The sequence below is a fragment of the Halorubrum sp. ASP1 genome, assembly GCF_005435135.1.
Lineage (GTDB): Archaea > Halobacteriota > Halobacteria > Halobacteriales > Haloferacaceae > Halorubrum > Halorubrum tropicale.
This window is the reverse complement of sequence record NZ_SGUA01000006.1, coordinates 37,507-58,401: the sequence shown is the minus strand read 5'-3', so window position 1 is coordinate 58,401 and position 20,895 is coordinate 37,507. Positions and strand designations below refer to the sequence as shown.

Annotated in this window: 19 protein-coding genes; 16 read left to right on the top strand and 3 right to left on the bottom strand. The window is 57.1% G+C overall.

Annotated features, from left to right (window positions below):
• The first annotated feature begins 39 nt into the window (after positions 1 to 39).
• The 9 genes from EXE48_RS10425 to ftsY all read left to right on the top strand — a co-directional run bounded on the left by EXE48_RS10425 (position 40) and on the right by ftsY (position 6,046).
• Entirely contained in the window at positions 40 to 1,158 is a 1,119-nt protein-coding gene (locus tag EXE48_RS10425) for a M20 family metallopeptidase (RefSeq protein ID WP_053771304.1), read from the top strand.
• A 94-nt stretch (positions 1,159 to 1,252) separates the two neighbouring features.
• Positions 1,253 to 1,405 carry a 50S ribosomal protein L39e gene (locus EXE48_RS10420; protein WP_004050128.1) on the top strand — a complete coding sequence of 51 codons (153 nt, stop codon included), beginning with the start codon at positions 1,253 to 1,255 and terminating at the stop codon, positions 1,403 to 1,405.
• On the top strand, positions 1,406 to 1,684 hold the full coding sequence (locus tag EXE48_RS10415; RefSeq protein ID WP_053771303.1) for a 50S ribosomal protein L31e: 279 nt from the start codon (positions 1,406 to 1,408) through the stop codon (positions 1,682 to 1,684).
• A gap of 1 nt (position 1,685) precedes the next feature.
• Complete coding sequence (locus tag EXE48_RS10410; RefSeq protein ID WP_053771302.1) at positions 1,686 to 2,351, top strand: translation initiation factor IF-6; 666 nt, start codon at positions 1,686 to 1,688, stop codon at positions 2,349 to 2,351.
• A 75-nt stretch (positions 2,352 to 2,426) separates the two neighbouring features.
• Positions 2,427 to 3,395, top strand: a complete 969-nt coding sequence (locus tag EXE48_RS10405; protein ID WP_137711370.1) for an ABC transporter ATP-binding protein — start codon at positions 2,427 to 2,429, stop codon at positions 3,393 to 3,395.
• A complete protein-coding gene (locus tag EXE48_RS10400) occupies positions 3,392 to 4,207 on the top strand; it encodes an ABC transporter permease (RefSeq protein ID WP_053771300.1) in 816 nt (271 codons plus the stop codon). Before EXE48_RS10405 ends, EXE48_RS10400 begins: the two co-directional genes overlap by 4 nt.
• Before the next feature lie 97 nt (positions 4,208 to 4,304).
• Entirely contained in the window at positions 4,305 to 4,481 is a 177-nt protein-coding gene (gene rpl18a, locus EXE48_RS10395; protein WP_053771299.1) for a 50S ribosomal protein L18Ae, read from the top strand.
• Positions 4,481 to 4,939 (top strand): prefoldin subunit alpha, encoded by a 459-nt coding sequence (gene pfdA / locus EXE48_RS10390; RefSeq protein WP_053771298.1) that lies wholly within the window; start codon positions 4,481 to 4,483, stop codon positions 4,937 to 4,939. The genes rpl18a and pfdA overlap by 1 nt, the downstream gene beginning before the upstream one ends.
• 15 nt (positions 4,940 to 4,954) lie before the next feature.
• On the top strand, positions 4,955 to 6,046 hold the full coding sequence (gene ftsY / locus EXE48_RS10385; RefSeq protein WP_137711369.1) for a signal recognition particle-docking protein FtsY: 1,092 nt from the start codon (positions 4,955 to 4,957) through the stop codon (positions 6,044 to 6,046).
• Positions 6,047 to 6,162: 116 nt separating this feature from the next.
• On the opposite strand, the gene EXE48_RS10380 is transcribed toward ftsY, so the two are convergent.
• Positions 6,163 to 7,035, bottom strand: a complete 873-nt coding sequence (locus EXE48_RS10380; protein ID WP_053771296.1) for a phosphatase PAP2 family protein — start codon at positions 7,033 to 7,035, stop codon at positions 6,163 to 6,165.
• A 712-nt stretch (positions 7,036 to 7,747) separates the two neighbouring features.
• Here EXE48_RS10380 and EXE48_RS10375 point away from each other — a divergent pair.
• Entirely contained in the window at positions 7,748 to 10,825 is a 3,078-nt protein-coding gene (locus tag EXE48_RS10375; protein WP_137711368.1) for an ATP-dependent nuclease, read from the top strand.
• Between the two features lie 255 nt (positions 10,826 to 11,080).
• On the opposite strand, the gene EXE48_RS10370 is transcribed toward EXE48_RS10375, so the two are convergent.
• Positions 11,081 to 11,737 (bottom strand): hypothetical protein, encoded by a 657-nt coding sequence (locus tag EXE48_RS10370; protein ID WP_137711367.1) that lies wholly within the window; start codon positions 11,735 to 11,737, stop codon positions 11,081 to 11,083.
• A 676-nt stretch (positions 11,738 to 12,413) separates the two neighbouring features.
• On the opposite strand from EXE48_RS10370, the gene EXE48_RS10360 reads away from it, so the two are divergent.
• Entirely contained in the window at positions 12,414 to 13,586 is a 1,173-nt protein-coding gene (locus tag EXE48_RS10360) for a hypothetical protein (protein ID WP_137711365.1), read from the top strand.
• A gap of 343 nt (positions 13,587 to 13,929) precedes the next feature.
• Here EXE48_RS10360 and EXE48_RS10355 read toward each other — a convergent pair whose 3' ends face one another.
• The gene (locus EXE48_RS10355) at positions 13,930 to 15,024 is read right to left on the bottom strand and encodes a nuclear transport factor 2 family protein (RefSeq protein WP_137711364.1); all 1,095 of its coding nucleotides are present in this window, start codon (positions 15,022 to 15,024) and stop codon (positions 13,930 to 13,932) included.
• Positions 15,025 to 15,282: 258 nt separating this feature from the next.
• On the opposite strand from EXE48_RS10355, the gene EXE48_RS10350 reads away from it, so the two are divergent.
• From EXE48_RS10350 to EXE48_RS10330, 5 genes are all read left to right on the top strand, one after another.
• On the top strand, positions 15,283 to 16,425 hold the full coding sequence (locus EXE48_RS10350) for a PH domain-containing protein (protein ID WP_137711363.1): 1,143 nt from the start codon (positions 15,283 to 15,285) through the stop codon (positions 16,423 to 16,425).
• A 237-nt stretch (positions 16,426 to 16,662) separates the two neighbouring features.
• A complete protein-coding gene (locus EXE48_RS10345) occupies positions 16,663 to 17,034 on the top strand; it encodes a hypothetical protein (RefSeq protein WP_137711362.1) in 372 nt (123 codons plus the stop codon).
• Between the two features lie 65 nt (positions 17,035 to 17,099).
• Positions 17,100 to 18,104, top strand: coding sequence for a Cdc6/Cdc18 family protein (locus EXE48_RS10340; RefSeq protein ID WP_137711361.1), 1,005 nt, complete (start codon positions 17,100 to 17,102; stop codon positions 18,102 to 18,104).
• Between the two features lie 636 nt (positions 18,105 to 18,740).
• Positions 18,741 to 19,529 carry a hypothetical protein gene (locus EXE48_RS10335; protein WP_137711360.1) on the top strand — a complete coding sequence of 263 codons (789 nt, stop codon included), beginning with the start codon at positions 18,741 to 18,743 and terminating at the stop codon, positions 19,527 to 19,529.
• A gap of 204 nt (positions 19,530 to 19,733) precedes the next feature.
• Entirely contained in the window at positions 19,734 to 20,867 is a 1,134-nt protein-coding gene (locus tag EXE48_RS10330; protein WP_199236378.1) for a CRISPR-associated protein Cas4, read from the top strand.
• Positions 20,868 to 20,895 lie beyond the last annotated feature (28 nt).

The following is a 20,895-nucleotide window of genomic DNA, read 5'->3' as shown; positions in this document are numbered from 1 at the left end:
GAGGGACGCTCTTAAGCGGCGACGACCGCCACTGGTGGCATGGACGAACTCGCGGACCTGACCGAGCGGCTCGTCTCGATCCCCTCTCACGAGGACGAAACGGCCGCGGGCGACGCCATCGAGGAGTGGCTGCGCGCGGAGACGGACGCGACTGTCGAGCGCGACGGGACGGGCAACGTCCTCGCGTACCGGGGCGCGACCGACGGCCAGGACGCCGACTCGCTCGCGCTGGTCGGCCACCACGACGTGGTCCCGCCCGCCCCCGAGCAGACGACCGGCGACGGACTCGACGGCGACTACGTCGTCGAGCGCCGCGACGGCCGGATCTACGGCCGCGGGACCGCAGACATGAAAGGATCGGTCGCGGCCGCCATGTGCGCCTTCCGGGACGCGACGCCGCCGGCCGACCGGGAGCTGATCTTCGCCTCGTTCGTCGGCGAGGAGGTCGGCGGCGAGGGCGCGAGACACGCCATCGACGCCGGGTTCGCGCCGGACCGAGCGGTCGTCGCGGAGGGGTCGACGAACTACTCGAAGCCCGGGGTCACGGACGTGGTCGTCGCGCACCGCGGGCGCCGGGGCTCGCGGCTCGTCGCGCGCGGCGAGGCCGCGCACGCCTCGGAGCCCGAGGCCGGCGAGAACGCCATCTACCGCGCCTGCGACGCGATCGATGCGGTCCGCGACCTCGACGCCCCGCGGGCGACGGTCCTCGGGAACGACGTGTCGGGGTCGCTCGCGGTCACCGTCGTCGACGGCGGCGAGACGTGGAACGTGATCCCGGAGCGCTGCGAGGCGACGGTCGACGAGCGCACCGTGCCGGGCGGCCGCGCCGACCTCGCCGGCGTGGCGGACGCGACGCCGGGCGTCGAACTCGTCGTCGACCAGGACCTCCCGCCGATGGCCTGCGGCGACGCCGCGTTCGCGGACGCCGCGCTCGAGGTCGCCCGCGCGGTCCACGACGACCTCGGCCTCGACGCGCCCGAACACGTCACCAAGCCGCACGCGACCGACGCGGGGTGGCTCGCGGAGGCCGGCACCGAGTGCTTAGTCTGCGGCGCCTCCGAGCCCGGCGAGGCCCACACCGACACCGAGAGCGCGAGCCTCGACGCCCTCGACCGCTGTTACCGGATCTACATGGGCATCGCCGAGCGGGAACGGTAGCGGTCGCGACGCCGGCCTCGGTCCGGCTCCCGCGGGCCCCGCGCGGCCCCGTATGGAAGGGGTTTTATGCGTTCCGCGGAAAGTGAGCGCCACTATGGGAGACAAGTCGAAGGCTCAAAAGAAGCGTCTGGCGAAGGCGGAGCGCCAGAACACCCGCGTCCCCGCGTGGGTCATGATGAAGACTGACATGAACGTGACGCGAAACCCCAAGCGGCGCAACTGGCGCCGGAACGACCTGGACGAGTAAATGTCGACGAACGACTTCGAGGAGCGCGTCGTCACCGTGCCGCTCCGCGACGCCAAAGACAAGCCCGTCCAGCAGCGCGCCGACTACGCCATGAAGATCACGCGGCAGCACCTCGCGAAGCACTTCTCCGTCGACGAGGGCGACGTGATCATCGACGGCTCCGTCAACGAGGCCGTCTGGGCGAACGGACGACAGAACCCGCCCAGCTCGGTGCGGGTCCGCGCGGCTCGGTTCGTCGAGGACGGCGAGCCGGTCGTCGAGGCCGAACACGCGGAGTAACGTGTTACGGGCGACCTTCACCGGCTCGTCGTACGTGGGCGTATTCGCCCGCGCCGTCGACGACCTCCTGCTGGTCCGGCCGGACGTCGACGAGGGGCTCGCCGAGGACCTCGCGGCGGAGCTCGGCGCCGAGCCGCTGCCGACGACGGTCGGCGGGTCGAACACGGTCGGCGCGCTCGCGACGGGCAACGAGAACGGCGTCCTCGTCTCCGCGCGGGCGACCGAGCGCGAGAAGGACCGGATCGCCGACGCCGCGGGCGTCCCGGTGCGAGAGCTTCCGGGAGAAATCAACGCCGCCGGGAACGTCGTCCTCGCGAACGACTCGGGCGCGTACGTCCACCCGGACCTCTCGCGCGAGGCGGTCCGGACGGTCGCCGACGCCCTCGACGTGCCGGTGACGCGGGGCGACCTCGGCGACGTGCGCACGGTCGGGACCGCGGCGGTCGCCAACAACACGGGCGTGCTCTGCCACCCCCAGTCGACCGAGTCGGAGCTTCAGGCGGTCGAGGAGGCGCTCGACGTCCGCGCCGACCTCGGCACCGTCAACTACGGCGCCCCGCTCGTCGGCTCCGGCCTCGTCGCCACCGACGAGGGGTACGTCGTCGGCGAGGACACCACCGGCCCCGAGCTGGGCCGCATCGAAGAGACTCTCGCCTTCATCGACTGAGCCGTCCCGCGCTCCGTTCTCCTTCGTTCCGATCGCACTCTTACATTTAAGAGCCGCAGCCGTGTTGCGGTCGGTATGCCCGCTATCGAGTGCCGCAACCTCTCCAAGTACTACGGCGACGTCCGAGGGATCGAAGACGTGTCTTTCGCCGTCGAGGACGGCGAGGTGTTCGGTTTCCTCGGCCCGAACGGGGCGGGGAAGACGACCGCGATCCGCACCATGCTGGGGTTCCTCTCGCCGACGAGCGGCGGCGCCACGCTGCTCGGTCACGACGCGACCGACCCGGTCGATTCGCGCCGCGCCCGCGAGCGCATCGGGTTCCTCCCGGGCGACCCGGGGCTCGACCGCGACCGCACCGCGGCGGCGTTCCTCGACCATCAGGCGGCGCTCCGCGGCGAGTCGAGCCGCGAGGACCTCGCCGAGCGGTTCGGCCTCGACGAGTCGCGCCGGATCGGGGACCTCTCTCGGGGGAACCGGCAGAAGGTGGCGCTGGTGGCCGCGTTCATGCACGACCCGGACCTGCTGCTGCTCGACGAGCCGACCTCCGGGCTCGACCCGCTCCTCCAGGAGGAGTTCGCCGCCCTCGTTCGCGAGCGCGTCGACGACGGGGCGAGCGTCCTCCTCTCCTCGCACGTCCTCGGCGAGGTGGCCGCGCTCTGCGACCGCGTCGGCGTCCTCCGGCAGGGCCACCTCGTGGCGGTCGAGTCCGTCTCGGACCTCCGCTCTCGGGGAGGCAAGCAGGTCCGCGTCCGCATCGCCGAAGACGTCGACAGGAGCGACTTCGAGGTCCGCGGGATTATGAACCTCCGCGTCGGCGAGACCGTCTCGTTCACGTGGACCGGCGAGTACGACGCGCTGATCGACCTGCTGTCAAGGTACACCGTCCAGGACCTCGACGTGGTCGACGCGCCGCTCGAAGAGGCGTTCATGACCTTCTACGACGGCGACGTGCCGGGCCCGACCGGGAACGGGGGAGCGGGCGGGGCGCCGGGCGACGACGCGCGGAGCGACACTGCCGCGGAGCCGGCAGGTGACGCCCGATGAGCGATCGCCCCGCACCGTGGCTCGCGATCGCGCGGTACGACGCCGCCGGCCGCGCCCGCGGGTCGCTCGTCGTGACGGGTCTCCTCTCAGCGTTCCTGCTGCTCTTTCTGGCCTTCTACCCGTCGCTGTCGACCGCCGGCATCGACCTCGACGCGTACGTCGAGGCGCTGCCGCCGGCGTTCCGGGAGGCGTTCGGGATCATCGCCTTCTCATCCATCGAGGGGTTCCTCGCGGTGGAGTTCTATCAGTTCGCGTGGCTGCTTCTCGTCGGCCTCTACCTCGCGTACCTCGCCGGGGGGACCATCGCCGGCGACGTCGCCTCCGGCCGGATGGACCTCACGCTCTCCGCGCCGGTCGCCCGCCGCGACGTGGTGATCGGGCGGTTCCTCGGTCTGATCCCGCTCGTCGCGCTCCTCAACGTCGTCCTCCCGGTCGTCGCGTACGTCGGCGTCCTCGCCGTCGGGGAGACCATCGCGGTCGAACGGCTCGCCGCGGTCCACGCGCTCGCGGTCCCGTACCACCTGACCTGCGTCGCGCTCGGCATCGCTGTGTCGACGCTCGCGTCGCGGCCGGGGATCGCCCAGCGGATCGCGCTCGGCGCGCTGTTCGCGCTGTTCATGTTCGAGTCCGTCGTCGCGAGCACCGACTACGCCGAGATCGGAAACGTCAGCCCGACGGCCCACTACGACCCCTCTGCCGTCCTCGTCTTAGGCGAGTACGACCCGACGGGCGCCGCGGTCCTGCTCGCGGCAACGACCGCCCTCGTCGCGCTCGCCGCCGTTCGGTTCCGGCTCGCGGATCTCACGGGGTGAGTCCCGGCTTTCACGGCCGCTCCGCCCCATTCGCGCCGGCGTGGTCGCCTGTCCCTTTTTAGGAAGATACTTCCCTGTCCCTGCCGGATCGAGGAACATGAGTACCTACACGGTGAGTGGACGGTTCCAGAGCCGAGACGGCGACCAGCCGTTCACGAAGGACGTCGAAGCGGAGAACGAGGACCTCGCCCGCGAGCGCATCTACACCACGGTCGGGAGCCAGCACAACCGCAAGCGCACCCAGATCGAGATCGAGGAGGTGTCCGAGGCATGATGGGCGGCGGACAACAGCAGCTTCAGCAGCTCTCGCAGGAGATCCAGGCGCTCGACGAGGAGATAGAGGCGCTCGAGGCCGAGATCGCCGACTACCGCGAGGAGAAGGCGGACATCGACGACGCGATCGAGGCCATCGAGACGCTCGACACGGGCTCGACGGTCCAGGTCCCGCTCGGCGGCGGCGCCTACCTCCGCGCCGAGGTCCAAGACATCGACGAGGTCATCGTCTCACTCGGCGGCAACTACTCCGCGGAGCAGGAGCAGGACGACGCCATCGACGTCCTCCGGAGCAAGCAGGAGGCGCTCGACGACCGCATCGACGAGACCGAAGACGAGGTCGCGGAGCTGGAGTCCGAGAGCGACGAGCTCGAACAGCAGGCCCAGCAGATGCAACAGCAGATGCAGCAACAGCAGATGCAGCAGATGCAGCAGGCGCAGGAAGACGACGGGGAGTAAGACGGGGATCCGACCGTGTTCGACGGACTGAAAGACAAGCTCTCCGGCTTCCGCGAGGACGTCGAGGAGTCGACCGAGACCGAGGAGGCGCCTCCCGACGACGAGGCGGCGACCGCCGAGAGCGACGCCGACGCGGAGGAGGCCCGACCGGCGGCCGTCGGTGACGCGTCCGAAGCGGACGAGAGCGAGACCGACGACGACTCGGCGTCGGACGACGAGCCGAGCACTTTCCAGCGCGCGAAGGCGTTCGCGACGGGCCGGATCATCATCGAGGAGGAGGACTTAGAGGAGCCGCTGTGGAACCTCGAGATGGCCCTGCTCGAGAGTGACGTGGAGATGAGCGTCGCCGAACAGATCCTCGACAGCGTCCGCGAGAGCATGCTCGGCGAGTCGCGCAAGCAGGTCGAGACGACCGGCGAGCTCGTCGAGGAGGCGCTTCACGACGCCCTGCTCGACGTCATCGCCGTCGGCCAGTTCGACTTCGAGCAGCGCATCGCCGAGGCCGACAAGCCGGTCACCATCGTCTTCACCGGCGTCAACGGCGTGGGCAAGACGACGAGCATCGCGAAGCTCTCCGAGTGGCTCGCCGACCGCGGCTACTCGTCCGTCCTCGCGAACGGCGACACCTACCGCGCGGGCGCGAACGAGCAGATCCGCGAACACGCCGACCGGCTCGACCGCGACCTGATCAGCCACGACCAGGGCGGCGACCCGGCGGCCGTCATCTACGACGGCGTCGAGTACGCCGAGGCGAACGGCGTCAACGTCGTGCTCGGCGACACGGCGGGCCGGCTCCACACGAGCGACGACCTGATGGCCCAACTGGAGAAGATAGACCGCGTCGTCGACCCTGACATGACGCTGTTCGTCGACGAGGCGGTCGCGGGGCAGGACGCGGTGAACCGCGCGAAGGAGTTCGACGACGCCGCGGCGATCGACGGCGCCATCCTGACGAAGGCCGACGCCGACTCCTCGGGCGGCGCCGCCATCTCGGTCGCGTACGTCACGGGCAAGCCCATCCTCTTCTTAGGCACCGGACAGGGGTACGGCGACATCACGCTGTTCGACCCCGAGGAACTCGTCGAGAGCCTCCTCGACGAGGAGTAGCGGACTGCCGACCCCGATCCCGCCGGCCCGAGCCCGCTCGTCACGTCTCACGAGCCGCGGCTCTCGGGACGCGTCCGTCGCCCCGCTCGGTCGACGGGCTCCGGCCCCCGGCTCGATCAGTCGTCGCCAGGCGTCGGCTCCGGCTCGGACGTCGGCCCGTCGAGTCGATCGGGACCTTCGCCGGGCGCCCGGCGTTCAGCGCGGGTCACGATCCGCGCCCCGACGGCCGCCGAACCCGCGCCGAGGACAGCGCCGGCGAGGACGTCGGTCGCCCAGTGGATCCCGAGGTACATCGTCGAGTAGACGACGGTCGCGGCGAGGGCGCCGGCGATCCACGTCCATCGCGGGAACCGCCGCCGAGAGCGCCACGCGACGGCGGCCACCGCCACGGAGAGCGAGGCGTGGGGGGAGGGGAAGACGTTCGTGTTCGACGCGACCGCGGCCGTCAGCTCCTGCGTCTCGGGGTAGAACTGATACAGCAGTCCGTCGACCGAGTCAAGGTACTTGCGCGGTCCGTACCCGACGAACAGCGTGTAACAGAGCGTCCCGACCGCGTAGTTCACCATGTAGGCGACGAGCAGTTCCTTCAGGTGTCGCTGCCCGCCCTCCCGGGCGAGGAAGTAGACCGCCGGTCCGGCGACGAGGAGGACAGCGAACCCGAGCATGTACGCCGCCGAGAAGAGTTCGAGCGTCGCGTCCGGCGTCGCACGCTGGAGCGCGGTGACGAACTCTCCTTCGATAGCGTACAGCTCGTCCGTAATGTGCCAGTCGAGCGCGCGAGAGATCCGGATCCGGTACCCCTGGGTGAGCTGTTTGACCGCCAGTAACCCCAGCGCCGCTGCGAGGTACGGCGCGACGTCGCGAGCGCGGTGGCCGAGGTCGTTCGTCGCGCGGGACAGCTGTCGAGGCCCGACACAGAGGAGGGCTGTGACCGCCGACCCGACGATAACCGAGAGGCCGGTGAGGGCGGTCACTCTGAGGAGCGCCATCGTCCCTCCCTCACCGTCTTCGCGCCACATGAGTGACACGGTGTCGGAGTACACCGGTACAGCAGGGTAACGCGAGCTGCTGCTGGCGCCGCTACCGTTCACGTTCCGACGGGGTCGCCTGCCTAACTGCCGCGATCGGTCGATCGGACGTGAGCGAATCGAGGCAGACTGTAGTTGCGGATGCCAAGATTGCTGAACGGGATTCGTTACTGGGCGATCTGTGGTGAATCAGCCGTTGACAAGTAACAAATCTTCGATGGATTATGTTCCGAGAATCCAAACGGTCTGATACAGTAGGTGAAACTCAATGTCGAAACTTCTGGATTCGGGACGGGGACTGGTAGAGTACATCGTCAAGACACCGCTAACCATCATCGATTCATCTCTATGTACATCTTCAGGGACGTATATTCTCCGTCGTCTCGGGCTTCACGCACCTGTTCACCAGTAGGAGTATTCTGGAAGCCACGATGGCTTACTTTCTCACTGAGTATCTACCATTAACCTCGGTCGAAGACGTGATTGAACAGGTGATCGTCGGTTCGATTGTAGCCGAGCTGCTGTGATGCTGGAAAGCATCATTTTGAATTGAGTCAGTATGACTGCTATGTGATTTGCTTGGAAATGGAGCTTACTCCAAATTAAAGTTAAATCAAATCAACCCATAGCACCTGGTAATCTTTTGTACCCAGGTTGTTACCAGATAATTAAGATGAGCGAGATACCCCTTCCATTAGATAGATTTAGTTCAGAGGCATACTTGGCTGCTCTCGAAGATCTGGTAACGCGATATGCTGAGGAAAAAGAACCAGTTCACTATAAAAAAGCAGCAATCAATCAGAGTGGGACAACAACCTCCAGCTGCTTGAAGTTCTTCAGCGATGTCGAACTGATTGAAGCAGAGAAGGCGGGAGTATACGTACCATCCAAGCCTGTCCTCAACTATTTTAGAAAAGTAGGAAAATCAAAGAAATCTGCTCAGGAACGGATAGAAGAGTCTCTACAAAAATACAGCCTATTCTCTGAAGTGATGTTTCTGGTCGGTACTGGTGATTTTACCCGGGAAGATCTATCGAAAAAAGCGGCAGGTCAACTGGATATTGATAAAGAGAATATACCTAGCATTTCCACAGCTATCGGAATATTTGAAAATTTTGGATTTCTCGAAACTTCTGACGAAGGGCTAATTAGACGATCTTCGGTTATTGCAGAGCAATCTGGTACTGACCAATTAGAAAAGGATTCGAAAGCCGACTCTAAGAACGAACCTGCTCAACAGGACTTATCAGGCGACTTCCCCGCGGATGAGAGCCCTGAAATTGAATTCCCGCCAACCCGTGGTTCACCTGAAGACCTAGTTACAATAATCAATGTTCTATCTGGAGGTGGTACCTACTCTACGGAGGAAATAACCGAGGAAGTTGAATTTTCCAAGCGGAAGGTTCAGGGCCTCACACAGTATGGGGCTGCTCTTGGATTTGTTAAAGAGGACGAAAGTCACCAGTTAACCGATTCCGGGTTCGAGCTATCCTTCTGTTCGGATGACTCACAAAGAGAAAGGTGGTTCCGAACCGCAATCAGAGAATATAATTCATATAGACATATTCTCAGAGCTTCGTTTGAATCGCTTGATAAAGACGTAGATGCTCTTGAGTCACCCACTATAGAAAAAGAGCTGCGAACAACATTCGGATTTACAGATAACACACAAGACACAGTTCGGACTGCGATTAATACACTGCTACAAACGGTCGAAGCAGCAGGGTTTGGCGAATATAGAGTCGGGAGAGGAAGTAACCCAACACGGATAGAATCTAGTACTGAAGAACTACAATCGCTTCGAGACCTGGTTACTGATGATACGATATCTGAGCGTAAAGACAGCCAGAGCCCTACCTCCAATCAAAGTGAGGATACAAAAACAGATCAGAGTCTAGACCAGGACACGTCTCAAAGTGAAAAAGAAGACGCTGGTGAAAGTAGCGAACAGGATATAGAAGCCAACAAAACTACGCAGTCAATAAGTCGTGGGCCGGCAATTCGAATCTCAGAGATTCGAATACAGAACTTTCGAAATATTAGAGACACCGGGTATATCGAATTAGAGAATGTAACCACGTTAATCGGTAAGAATGAAAGTGGAAAGACCTCCACATTAGAGGCCATTAGCTCATTCTCACCGGACTATCACTACTCAGAACGCGATCTATCGACCTCTGCGAATACATCAGAGAGGGATAGTAAGATCCCGATTATCACTCTCCGTTTTGAGCTTGAGAGGCTTCTAGTAGACGAATTCTATCCAGCCCTCACAGATACCATAGAAACGCCCCTTACGATCACGAGAACAAAATACTTCGATAATAGTTACGAGGCAGAAATTGACGGCCCTGTTGATGCGGAGGAGGTAGAATTGCCAACGCCAAATATACTCTACTACGATAGCTATAGCCATCTTTCTGATAGTGCGACAATCGAACAGCTCGAAAATGGAGAACGACCCACATTTAGTAATCTACTCGACCTCGGTGGACTCTCGGTAGACACCTTTGAGGAATCCTCCTTGTCCCGGTATAACGCGGTTGAGCAAGCTGAAAACAGGATTGAGGACCAAATTAACAATTCGTGGTCGCAAAAGAGTCTCAATATAAATATAAACTGGAACTCATCTGAAGAAAAGATTGATCTTCTCATTCAAGATCAACTCAATCCAGACTCTGCAACCGATGAACGACCCCTAACCTATCCTTCGCAACGCAGTGCAGGGTTCCAGTGGTTCCTCTCTTTCTATATTAACCTCTTAGCAGAATCCAGCAGCTCGGGTCTTGAGAGTAAGGTTTTGCTTTTGGATGATCCTGGTGTCTATCTTCATCCAGAAGGGAAACGGGACTGGCTAGAATCCGTGAATGAAATTGGTATGAATGAGCAAGTAGTGTTCTCCTCACATTCACCCTACTTGATAGACAAACGATATCCTTCGCGTATCCGCGCAGTTGAGGACACTCCAGGAGGTGGGACAAAAATTCGGGAAGATATCTTCCAGTCTGATAGCCATACGCTTGAACCACTGCGGAACGCATTGGGTGTTGATCTCGGTTCTTCGCCATTCATTTCACGGCGTCAGTTACTCGTCGAGGGCCCCACAGAATATTACATAGTAGCGGCCGTTGCTAACTATTTCGAGCAGGAATTGGACAGAGATCTATTTGGATGGCAGGAACTGTCCGTTATGCCAGTACGAGGAGCTAGTAATGTCATAGGTCAAGCAAGCTGGCTTGATAGTGAAGGAATCGATTACGCAATAATGCTAGATAGTGATCAAGAGGGGCGTGATGCTTTAGATAGAATCGAGACACACAATCCAGATATCGACTCAGATCGAGTCGTTCTGCTGGAAAAACCCTCGAATAGCCAAGATGTCGTAACTGAGGACATGTTCGACCCAGAGCTATATGTTTCCGAATTCAACGCTGAATACGAAGAATTCACATCAGAGCTGGATGAAGACTTTGAGCCTGCTCAGGTTGAAGAAGTGGATGGGCTTCGATGGGAAATTAGCGGTATAGAATACGATGGGTCCCGACTCGATGAGGTACTAGTGGAGTATCTTGAGAATTCGGATCTTTCTGATTATCTTGAGAATTCTCGTGGGGAAATCGAGATCCGTAAGCGGCAGATTGCCGAAAGAATCGCTTCAAGACTCAATCGGAGCGACGTCGATGAAGATCAACTAGAGCCGTTCAATCGGTTATTCGCTAATCTTGGTTCTGCAATGGATATCGATAGCTGAGAGCCAAACCGGTGTTTTAATCATAAACTCGATATCATTCTACGCGCGCAGCTCACGCGTCCGTTCGTCACCTGTCTGCCGTTCACCTAACTCTTAACACCATCTTAGTGATCGACTGAGGAAATTATGGCTCTGTTGAAATCCTTAAGAACTGATAGGATCGGTGTGCGAGATACAGAGAGTGTAGTCAGCACGGGGACTGCGTTATTTTCTCAAAACGGATCCTGAATTAGCCGATAGAACGTGCCTGCGAAGTTATCGATTGATTTCGAGTGTCCACTCATCATACGCTTCGATATACACCCACCCAGCGCCGTCGTAGGTTTCGGTCGTTTCTCCTTCAAATGAGCTATCCGTTTCGAAGAGGGGTTTACGAGGGTTGCCGTGAGGGCCGAGAATACGAGCGACAAACCGTCCCTCCCCGGAATACGTTGCATTGATTGATGTTTGTCCAGTGAACTCATATGGACCTGCGTAATCTGGCCACTCGCCGGATAGCGATGCCGGAAGAGAGAACACATCCTCCTGACTGGGACGTGGTTGCTCAACACGAAGGTGCCAGTCACCGGTTGCGGTAACCTCTATGACGTATTCAGCATCATATGTCCCTTCTGCCCACCGACCTTCGACAGCGCCCTCTCGATCTACGAGTACGAGTGAGTGTGAGGCCTCCTCAGAGCGCAGTTCGACAGTGAAATCGCCGTCGCCGTCGTGTAAGTATTCGACTGCAAAAAAGCCACCTTCGTTACGTACCTCCTCAATTATCGTAGGACCTTCACCGTCGAACAATTGTGGGTTTGGATCCTCGAACACTTCTCTCTGCTCACTCTCATCGGAATCATCTCGAAAGCATCCAGCAATCGCAAGACTAAGACTCAACCCGCTCATCTGGAGAAGGTTCCGACGCTTCATATTAGACTGATTGGACTGGGAAGTGAAATGTCTTCTCGGTTGTCCTGATTCGCTGTATACTTCATCTGTACTAAGCGATTTATGAGCTCCCTGTATTGAAAGAACCAAGCCAGAATATATCACCTTCTGAGGGTTTCAACAGAGCCCATTCGATTGAAAGCTCAAATTCGGCTCAACGGCTATACTGAATCACCCTCTTCAGACAAATTTTCGCCTGAAATAGTTGGTCGATGAGAATTGCGTACTTACCGGAGTTCACCGACCACAAACGCTATCCAGTATAGAAGTTATCGTTCTGGTATGTATGGGGCAGTTCGAGATTCAGTTAAAGACTGTTATAATCCGAATTTTCAGTCTGCACTGATTCTGTTGATGGGTTCGAGTTTTTGCTTCTTTCTGTTCCTCAACAGCCCCGATTTCACTAACCCGTTCTATGTTTTCGGAGTCGGAGTAATGGGCTTTACAATCTTCTGTGCGGCGGTTATGCTCATATCTGTACTATTAAAGCGCCAATAGACTACTACCCTTCAGTGAGCGGCTGTTTCAGATGAAAATCTATCTGAAGAATGGGATTTCAACAAAGCTGCCGGATAGAAACAACAGGTGTGGACCGGAGACTATATTCCCCACTAGATAAATACTCAAACATGTTCGCTCTGCGAACATCGGGCCTCTGATGGACCGAAATTGTCCCCTCGCATTCATTTTCGCCTCGTATCTCGTAGTCGTCGCTATCGCTGCACTCTCTGGAAGTCCCTTGACTGTGGCGTGTCTCTTCATTACAGACGCAGCCGTCACTATGTTCCGTATCCTCTACGAACGCTTGGCCGCTGGACGCCCCCAGACCGGCTCTCCTCCTGCGACTGACCCGTACAATCTCTTGGAAGATCTCCACGATGCGGTCGTGGACAAGCGCGGTCGGGTCCCAGTTCTCGATTCAATGCCACCGGTGTATCCACGGAATATTCCGTATGTCGTCGAAAGTTGTATCCTCCTCTACCCACTACTCATCGTAGCGTTTCCGGTATGGTTGTTCTCCCCCTCGGGCACGCTCAGTATACTTGCCATACCAGGGATTGCCATCATCGCCGCGAAGCACTTTGTCTTCATTCAGGCGCGTGTTTCGGCAGGAGTCTACGAAACCGCGTCGTCACGGCGGATCCGTCGTAACCGCAGCCTCCTCTTGGTTGCTCTCCTCTCAGGCGGCGCTGTTGCCGTCCTCTCGACGGTATCCGTCCCTGCCGCGACGATGGTCGCAGCGACGGCCGTAGCCGCACCGTGGGTGCTCTTCGACTGCCGGCAAGCTGGTCTCGGACCGTGGCTCCCAGTAATGGGGGGCGACGCGGTAGACCGCCCAATTTCAACTCCCCGTGGACAGCCACACACGACCTTCGCCCATGACAAACGAGCCGTGCGCCAGCATGCTTTCGGTGGCGGCTTCCTTTACGCACTCTACACCGGAATCTCAGTCATGCTACCTTCCGTGATACTCGCGGTCTCGACTCACGCTTACTGGCTCGCCCTTGCGATGGTCGTCCTGCTTCCCGTGTTCCTCATCCTACCTGCGTCGGCGCTCGTCGTGTGGATCGGGGAGAGCCACATGGAGTATCGTCTCTATGACAATGGTATCGTTGCTTATGACACGTATCTTAACACGGTACAATGGGTCGCTCCTGTGGAGGACGTTCGCTCCGTTTCGGCGACCGATCCGACACCGCTGTGGCGCTCGTCGCTCGGACTGCCCGACAAGGGCCTCATCCTCCAAATTGAGCGGGTAACGGGAGAGACCATTGAAATTCGGCGCTTGACCGACGCCAAAGGGTTCGAACGAGCTTACCGATATCTCTGAGGACGGTTTGCGAGCGAGTTTCACTGGCGGATACGTGGCTAGAACCTCACCAACTGGTTTGGAATCGTTCGCTCATTGTGTTCCTCACCCTTAGGTGTCTCTTGACAGCTGTATTCCTCTCGGATAGGTCTACGATAGAAGGGTTCTCTTCCAGCATTCTGTTCGCTACGACGTATGTACTGAGCGAATCGATATATCCTGATTTCGTCACCTCGACGTGCCACATTCGCGCCCTCTATTCAGCACGACGTAAATAAACTATCAGCTGCTAAGGGTTTCAACAGAGCCAGATCGGTTTGTCGGCAGCCCTGTGATTACAGCCGTTAGGGGCTTCAGAACCCACCTACGGGCGACATTCGAGCAGGGGAAATTGTCTTGGGTCCGTATCCTCATCGCTGGCCCTGTGCTCGTCGCTTTGTCGGACGACGTGTGAGTCTACGTAGTAGCGAGTAGACATGGATAAATAATCTCCAACCGTCTCGCGGATATCGAACTGAAGAGTGACGGGAGTGACATCAACGCTAATAAATCGGCCGTCTTCGGTGCCTGGGAGCGACTCGAACTCCTGGCGCACTGGATCCAGATCTGAGTGTGGGGCGCCACTAGATTCTACTCTCTCATTCCGCTCGGCGGCTTCTATGGCGAACTCTCGCAGTAGTTTGCTGTTGAGCGTTTCGACCGACGGTAGATCAAAGTCGGGCGGGTCGGTCGTAGGTTCAGCTTCTATCTCGGGAACATCTGTGTAATCGGCCCCACTCCACCCAACGGTAACTACGTATCCATACTCGTGGCTGTTGATGGAAGTCACGCTTCCCCTGACCGAGTCGTCTTCGTGAGTGGGTGAAAACATCTCAGTGAGTACATAGGCTTCGTGATATTCGACGACAAACGTTGCGACCGCCTCGCAGGAGAGTTCGGCGGGCGGGTCGTAGTCCGCAAGCGTTGATGTGGGGCAATTATCAGGCAGGTCGTCTGCTGGCCGCTCGTCAGGCACGTCACCGGAACAGATGTACTCCTGCGATTCGTGCGTCCACAACCGCCAGTCGCCGCCTTCGAGTCGGAGTGTGTGGATGAGCCCAGCTGGTTGACGGTTATCAGCCTCGTCACGGTCGGCGAACACGTCGAGTACAGTTGCTTCCGTGTCGGACTCCTCCACGACGGTACGCTCCTCGATAGTGCTTGCCTCTAGAACGTCCGGCGGAAACGACTCCCACCAGTCTTCGTCGGTCCAGTAGGATGCGTCACGTTCCGGAGAGTCGGGATGATACAGGCCGCGGAATCGCTCGACGTCGCGGTTACTGACGGCGTCCCACCATCCCTCAACGACACGATTCGGGGGCGGCGTGTCGGATAGGTTCACAGACCGGTTGGCAAGGCAGCCTGCGAGCGGAGTGGTCGCGGCGCAGCCGAGGGAGGTAAGCAGGGGCCGTCGATTCATATATCGATTCGTTTTCAGATCGATAAATGCTTTCGGCCAGCTCAGGTGGTTCTGGAGCTAGTCGGCTGCTGAACTACTCAAACGAGTTCAGGATCACCCGGGTGTTGCGCGACTAGGCGACACCTGCCATTTAGTTTGAAACACTCGCGCTCTGTATTCAGCACGGCTCCGAGAACATATCACCTGCTGAGGATTTCAACAGAGCCGAAATTATAAAATAGGAATCAAACTTAAATTGAAACGGTCTGATGGGGTCTTATGGGATTATTTGGAAGCAGCAATGACAACGGGCCGGCCAATAGGTTGGCAGCAAGCGCCCGGGGAGATAGTGTTACAAGTGATACTCTCACGGTGACGACAAAGCGCTTAGAAAACGATTACCTCACAGTAAAGCCGCTAATTGAGGTGTTAGAAGAAAACGAGCAACCACAGCATTTCTTTTTTAATATAAGCAAAGGTATTCAAAAAGATGGAGATGCTGTGGGAAGTGGCATATCGAATGAAAGCAGGACGCTTTGTCTGATTACAGATCGGCGTATCATCTTTTTTGCTAATGGAGACGAAGCAATGGCGGTCTCATATTCCGCAGTAAAAGATGCTCGGAGCAAGAATAGCCTGACAAAGGCGAAGTTGACTGTAGTTGTGGCCGAGTCAGAATACGATATGTACGTCAGTCAGCATAAAGACGAGCTGGAAGATGCTGCTACATACATACGGAGTAGAGCTGATTCTGCCGGTAAGACGAATGAGGAGACAGCATTAACAGAGATCCCAGACTTCAGACCCCTCTGGGACAATAGCAGTGAAGTACTCTCAATAGACGATAGACAGCCAGATGGTGACGAACCTAGCGGAAAGTATGTGACTCCTGAGCGACTGAAGAAGGTCGCTGATATCCTGGATAACGACGAAGTCGTCCACTTCTTGACAAGGGGGTCAACGGTTGACGTAGAAGGTTCAGGGGCAGGTGGGTCACTGTTTGGCGACGATCGTAGCCGCAAGTCTGGGACCAGCGGTTACGTCCGGGCAGTAGTTACTGATCGTCGAGTCGCGGTAAAAGTGCCACAGTTCCTCGGTAACGACGAGAGGTCGGTTCCTTATTCAAACATCACGAGTGTCGATATGGACACAGGGTTGGTGAACAAACGTCTCACGCTCCAGACACCGGGCCAGACCTACCACATTGAGGCGCACGAGCCTGGAAAAGACGAACTCCGCGAGATCACCCGTTTCATTCGTGGAAAAATTTCCGAAGCGAACCAACCAACTACCGTCCAAGCAGATAGCTCCGAGCCAGATCCTCTAGAGCAACTTGAGAAATTGAAAAAACTCCATGAACAAGGTGTCGTTGACGACGAGGAGTTTTCAGAAAAGAAATCCAACCTATTGGACAAAATATAGTTTACACTACTGTTCGACTGTGGGGAGTTTGGCGTCTAGTGCTGTTACATCCGTCCTCTATACTGACTATACCCGATCAGATTGTGTCACTTCCTATGCTGATGTTCTCCTATCAATCGCAGAAAGATCAATACACTCATTTCCGCCGACCGCACCGATATCGTCTGAAACAACGACCCACACTATTAATATCTGCTGTAACACAGACAAACACAGACAATCATAGATAACAAGATTATGCCTATCGAACTTGACTCCCACAACTCGGAAAATCCCGTTAACGTCCAACCGGGGACGAACGAAGCAGAAGCGCTGTGCTTCCTGTACGCCAATTCAGACTACGGGTTCAAACCCGCTGAAGTCAGAGAGCACACGAAAATCCCGGACAATAGCGCTTACAAGGCCCTCACGCGACTGTACGAGAAAGATCTGATTGGGAAAACTGCTGACGGGTACTACCACGCACTGGACGACGCACACGTTGCCAAGTACGCAGAAAGCCTCCGTAACGGGAAGTCATTCAACATCGGCAACACAGACACCGACTACTCACCGGATATGGATCAGACCACACAAGGTCATCCGGGTGACGATAGAGATACTACATAGCATTTGGAAGATTCGGAAATCGCACCCTTCCAATTATAACCCCGCAAGGATGTGTCGACGCATCCATGATAACCGATGCGCGCGTCCTCCAACCAGAGTTTATCCCACGGGAGGTTCAGCACCGCGATGCCGAAGTGAACTATCTGTCCAGCGTCCTTGACCCCATCACAAAGGGTAACCGGGCCGATCCTGCTTTGCTACACGGCCCGTCTGGAGTCGGAAAAACCTGTATCGCCAAGTTCCTTGTTGAGCAGCTCCGCGAAGCTGTCGTCGCTCTCAATTACCAGTACGTGAACTGCTGGGAGAACCATAGTCGCTTCAAGACCCTCTACCGCCTGCTTGATGGGGTCGGCAGAACGGTTGACATCCACCGCCAATCAACCCCGAAAGATGTCCTATTACAGCGACTACGCGATGCCGACGACACCCCTTACGTCGTCATTCTGGATGAGGTAGACCAGTTAGAAGACCCGTCGCTCCTGTACGATCTCTACCGAATGCCGCATCTCACGATGGTCCTCATCGCCAACAACGAAGAAGGGCTATTCACCGCGGTGGATGAACGATTGAATAGCCGACTCACCGACTGTGAACGGATTCACTTCGACCCGTACCACGAGAATGAACTCATCGCCATTCTCCGTGATCGCGTTCGTTGGGGGCTCACAGACAACGTCATAGATACCTCTGTATTAGAGTTAATTGCCGCAAACGCTGGTGGTGACGCCCGGGTTGCTATTGGAATTCTGCGCCGAGCGGCGCGAAGAGCCCGCGAAAGCCCTGTAGACAACATCATATCCGACATCGTTCAGACTGTAACTCCAGAGGCAAAGTCCGAAATCAAACAGAAGACTGTCGATCGTCTCACTACACATCAGCAAGTCCTGTTCAAAATCATCACGGAACACCGCCAAATAGAGCCACAAAAACTCTACTCCCTGTATTGCGAGAGGATTGATGACCCCAAGACCAAGCGTATGGTTCGGAACTACCTTTCCAAATTAGAGCACTATAATCTGATCATCGCAGAAGGCAACACGAGATCCCGGATTTACCGGGTACAGACTTGACTAGCTTTGTTGGAAATTAGAAGTGATACGGTCTGACAGGCTACAGTTCGCATATTGGGGACACTACCGGGCAGACGTTTTCACCTACAGTAGCAATACCAGCCACGCACCCATCTAGCTGTTACTGGAGTACCGCTGAGACGAACCCGAACACGGTGAGGAAATCAGCGATCGTGAGTAACGCACCGATAAGCACCCAACTCGTCAAGAGACTATTCGCGGCTCCGGAGAGTGGGCCAGAGAAAATGTCGGTTGGAGACACGCCCAAAATCATTGAGAGGACAACGGTAATGATTAGATACAGTAAATTGCCGACAACAAGTCCGATAATCAGCTGTACTGGAGGACCTCTTCCACTCATGTACCACAGTGTTGTGACTCTTGGCTGATAGTAATTACCTATACATGACTCGCTTCCGGTACGGCAGACGTAAATTTATAGTACGCTTTACAAGTCTAAACAGGTAGTTCTGACTTGCTCGTCGCTCAATGTAAGAGACGCACGGATCGTTCAGCACAGGAGATTCATAAAATACTCAGATCAGTGTATGAACGCACTGAACAACCGCTAAGGAGTATGATTTCGAAAAGAGTGGCCGATATTATAAGTGTAACAAGCCGAGACAGAGAATTGTAATGAGCGACGAGGAGACGAACGACAACGCACCTGAGGTCTCGTCGTCCTCTAGCAACTCAGAGGTTGATGGAGAATTCAATGTTGACGGGATCAACATAGAACAGCAGTTCGCCGATGACCTCGCTACACTTTCTGAGTCGTTCCAGAAAATCCGGGAAAGACAGATGGCCTCAATTGCCGACGCACTCCAGCCTTTTCAGGAGATACAGAAGGCAAAGGTAGCTGAATTTGCGAAGTCACTCCAATCTGCTCAGGCGATCCAGCAGGCGCAAATAGCCAAGATCATCGAACCACTCCACACGCTTCAAGAAATTCAGCGAGCACAGGTCACCCCGATTGCTGAACATCTTCAAGAACTATCCCGCATACAAGCGGAGATGGCTTTTGCCGATTTCCCGGACGAAGTTTTCACTACCGCGATAGCTGCTTCTACGGTCAGCGCTCACGCAAGGACGAACCCGTCACCACCGACAACAACACCGTCCACATCTACTTCGGACCTGAGTATCGATGTAGAACCCGCCTCAAATTCACCCAGCGTAGATAATGTACCGAGTTGGTCGCTGTATCTCGAAGCCGCGATCACCCTTGGGGTGTACTTGTCATACAAAATAGAGGGGTTGGACCAGACCCAAAGACAAGCTGCCGCTTCACTGTTTGCCGGGGCTATCGTGTCTAGTGCCACATCCTACTTACCCATGTCCGAAACACCGTTAGTCACTAGTTCAGCAGTAAGCACGCTTACGTGGTATACGCTGAAGCTACGGTCGAGCGAGGAGGAGGAATAACCCGCCACACCCGGCTCTTCTCGCCTATCACATAGGCACTGATCAGCGACCGGTTGTTTCAGGCGACACTCTGTCTGATGAAGAGGGTTTCACCAGAGCCACTTGACCCAATACATTCCGACTTGGTGACTCATCCCATTCAACGAGTAATTCGGAAACGACACGCAGCCGCCTATTGGTACTCAGACGGTCGTAGATGATGCGATGGACGACCCACCTACAGAGACCTCCGCTGAAGATGGTCGCGTTTCAGGGGACGCGAACTTCAGCGTCCCGCAGGTAGTCTTGGATCGGATTTCAGATCAGGAGTTCACTGAGTGGTACGCCGAGCAGCAATTCCAGACCAATATTCTAGAGGGACAGGCGTATTTCAACGGGCCCTCACCGCCGGAGGACCCGGAGCGTCATTCACCGAGTAAGCTTCTCCAGTGCCACCGAAAGGCCAGCTACGCTCGGAAGAACGCACCTAGGGAAGGCACGCCACCCGAAGGCCTGTTCTGGATCGGGTCAAAGTTCGAGGAGGAAATCATCGTCCCGTTCCTACAGGACATCACGACATCTGAAACGTACGTGACGAACTCACTGTGGATTGACACAGAGATCGCCGTTGGTGAGACGACACTACAGGTACGTGGGTCAACCGACCCCGCAATCGTGACTTCGGAAGCAGACCCACTCCTCCTCACGGAAATCAAAACCACCAGCTCTCTTGACCAACTCTCGGAGCCGAAAGAGCACCATCGAGCGCAAATCCATGCGTACCTGTGCGCACTCAACGACAAGTACGAACACGTCATCAGAACGGGGGTGATCGTGTATGGGTGCCGGAAGACGCTAGACATCGAAGTGTTCCACGTCAAATTCGACCCGGAATTCTGGGACGATGTTGTGACGTGGATGGTTGAGCAAACAGAGTATGAACAGGCAGGTGAATTGCCGCCAGCGAGCCCAGAGCGGGAATGGGAGTGTTCGTACTGTTCATTCAAAGAACGGTGTGGGAAGGGGGACGCGCCGTTCTCAAATGTTGGCTACGAAGGTCTGTTGCCACTATTCGATGGATATGACCAGCAGAATCTCACAGAGTATTTAGAGGCACATAAGGACCGTGACGCGCGTCTCACACCTACACTTGCGCGGATCTACCCTGCTCTCGCAGAAGAATACGGGGTGTTTGATTGGTCGTGTCCGCGGTGTAGCAAGACGTACGCCTGGGACACTGTTGACTGGGATGGTGACACGTCAAACCCGCCACTCTGCCCTGTATGTATCCGAAATAATAACTTAGTGACACTGAGTGGTCCGGAACCCAACACACAACTCAGGAACGACCAAGACTAACTCCAAGATACCGGATCAAACTCACAAT

Excerpts from the sequence above, each read along its gene's own strand:
- EXE48_RS10425 (WP_053771304.1), top strand. The coding sequence starts at position 40 with ATGGACGAACTCGCGGACCTGACCGAGCGGCTCGTCTCGATCCCCTCT.
- EXE48_RS10420 (WP_004050128.1), top strand. The coding sequence starts at position 1,253 with ATGGGAGACAAGTCGAAGGCTCAAAAGAAGCGTCTGGCGAAGGCGGAG.
- EXE48_RS10415 (WP_053771303.1), top strand. The coding sequence starts at position 1,406 with ATGTCGACGAACGACTTCGAGGAGCGCGTCGTCACCGTGCCGCTCCGC.
- EXE48_RS10405 (WP_137711370.1), top strand. The coding sequence starts at position 2,427 with ATGCCCGCTATCGAGTGCCGCAACCTCTCCAAGTACTACGGCGACGTC.
- EXE48_RS10400 (WP_053771300.1), top strand. The coding sequence starts at position 3,392 with ATGAGCGATCGCCCCGCACCGTGGCTCGCGATCGCGCGGTACGACGCC.
- rpl18a (WP_053771299.1), top strand. The coding sequence starts at position 4,305 with ATGAGTACCTACACGGTGAGTGGACGGTTCCAGAGCCGAGACGGCGAC.
- pfdA (WP_053771298.1), top strand. The coding sequence starts at position 4,481 with ATGGGCGGCGGACAACAGCAGCTTCAGCAGCTCTCGCAGGAGATCCAG.
- EXE48_RS10380 (WP_053771296.1), bottom strand. The coding sequence starts at position 7,035 with ATGGCGCTCCTCAGAGTGACCGCCCTCACCGGCCTCTCGGTTATCGTC.
- EXE48_RS10375 (WP_137711368.1), top strand. The coding sequence starts at position 7,748 with ATGAGCGAGATACCCCTTCCATTAGATAGATTTAGTTCAGAGGCATAC.
- EXE48_RS10370 (WP_137711367.1), bottom strand. The coding sequence starts at position 11,737 with ATGAAGCGTCGGAACCTTCTCCAGATGAGCGGGTTGAGTCTTAGTCTT.
- EXE48_RS10360 (WP_137711365.1), top strand. The coding sequence starts at position 12,414 with ATGGACCGAAATTGTCCCCTCGCATTCATTTTCGCCTCGTATCTCGTA.
- EXE48_RS10355 (WP_137711364.1), bottom strand. The coding sequence starts at position 15,024 with ATGAATCGACGGCCCCTGCTTACCTCCCTCGGCTGCGCCGCGACCACT.
- EXE48_RS10350 (WP_137711363.1), top strand. The coding sequence starts at position 15,283 with ATGGGATTATTTGGAAGCAGCAATGACAACGGGCCGGCCAATAGGTTG.
- EXE48_RS10345 (WP_137711362.1), top strand. The coding sequence starts at position 16,663 with ATGCCTATCGAACTTGACTCCCACAACTCGGAAAATCCCGTTAACGTC.
- EXE48_RS10340 (WP_137711361.1), top strand. The coding sequence starts at position 17,100 with ATGATAACCGATGCGCGCGTCCTCCAACCAGAGTTTATCCCACGGGAG.
- EXE48_RS10335 (WP_137711360.1), top strand. The coding sequence starts at position 18,741 with ATGAGCGACGAGGAGACGAACGACAACGCACCTGAGGTCTCGTCGTCC.
- EXE48_RS10330 (WP_199236378.1), top strand. The coding sequence starts at position 19,734 with ATGGACGACCCACCTACAGAGACCTCCGCTGAAGATGGTCGCGTTTCA.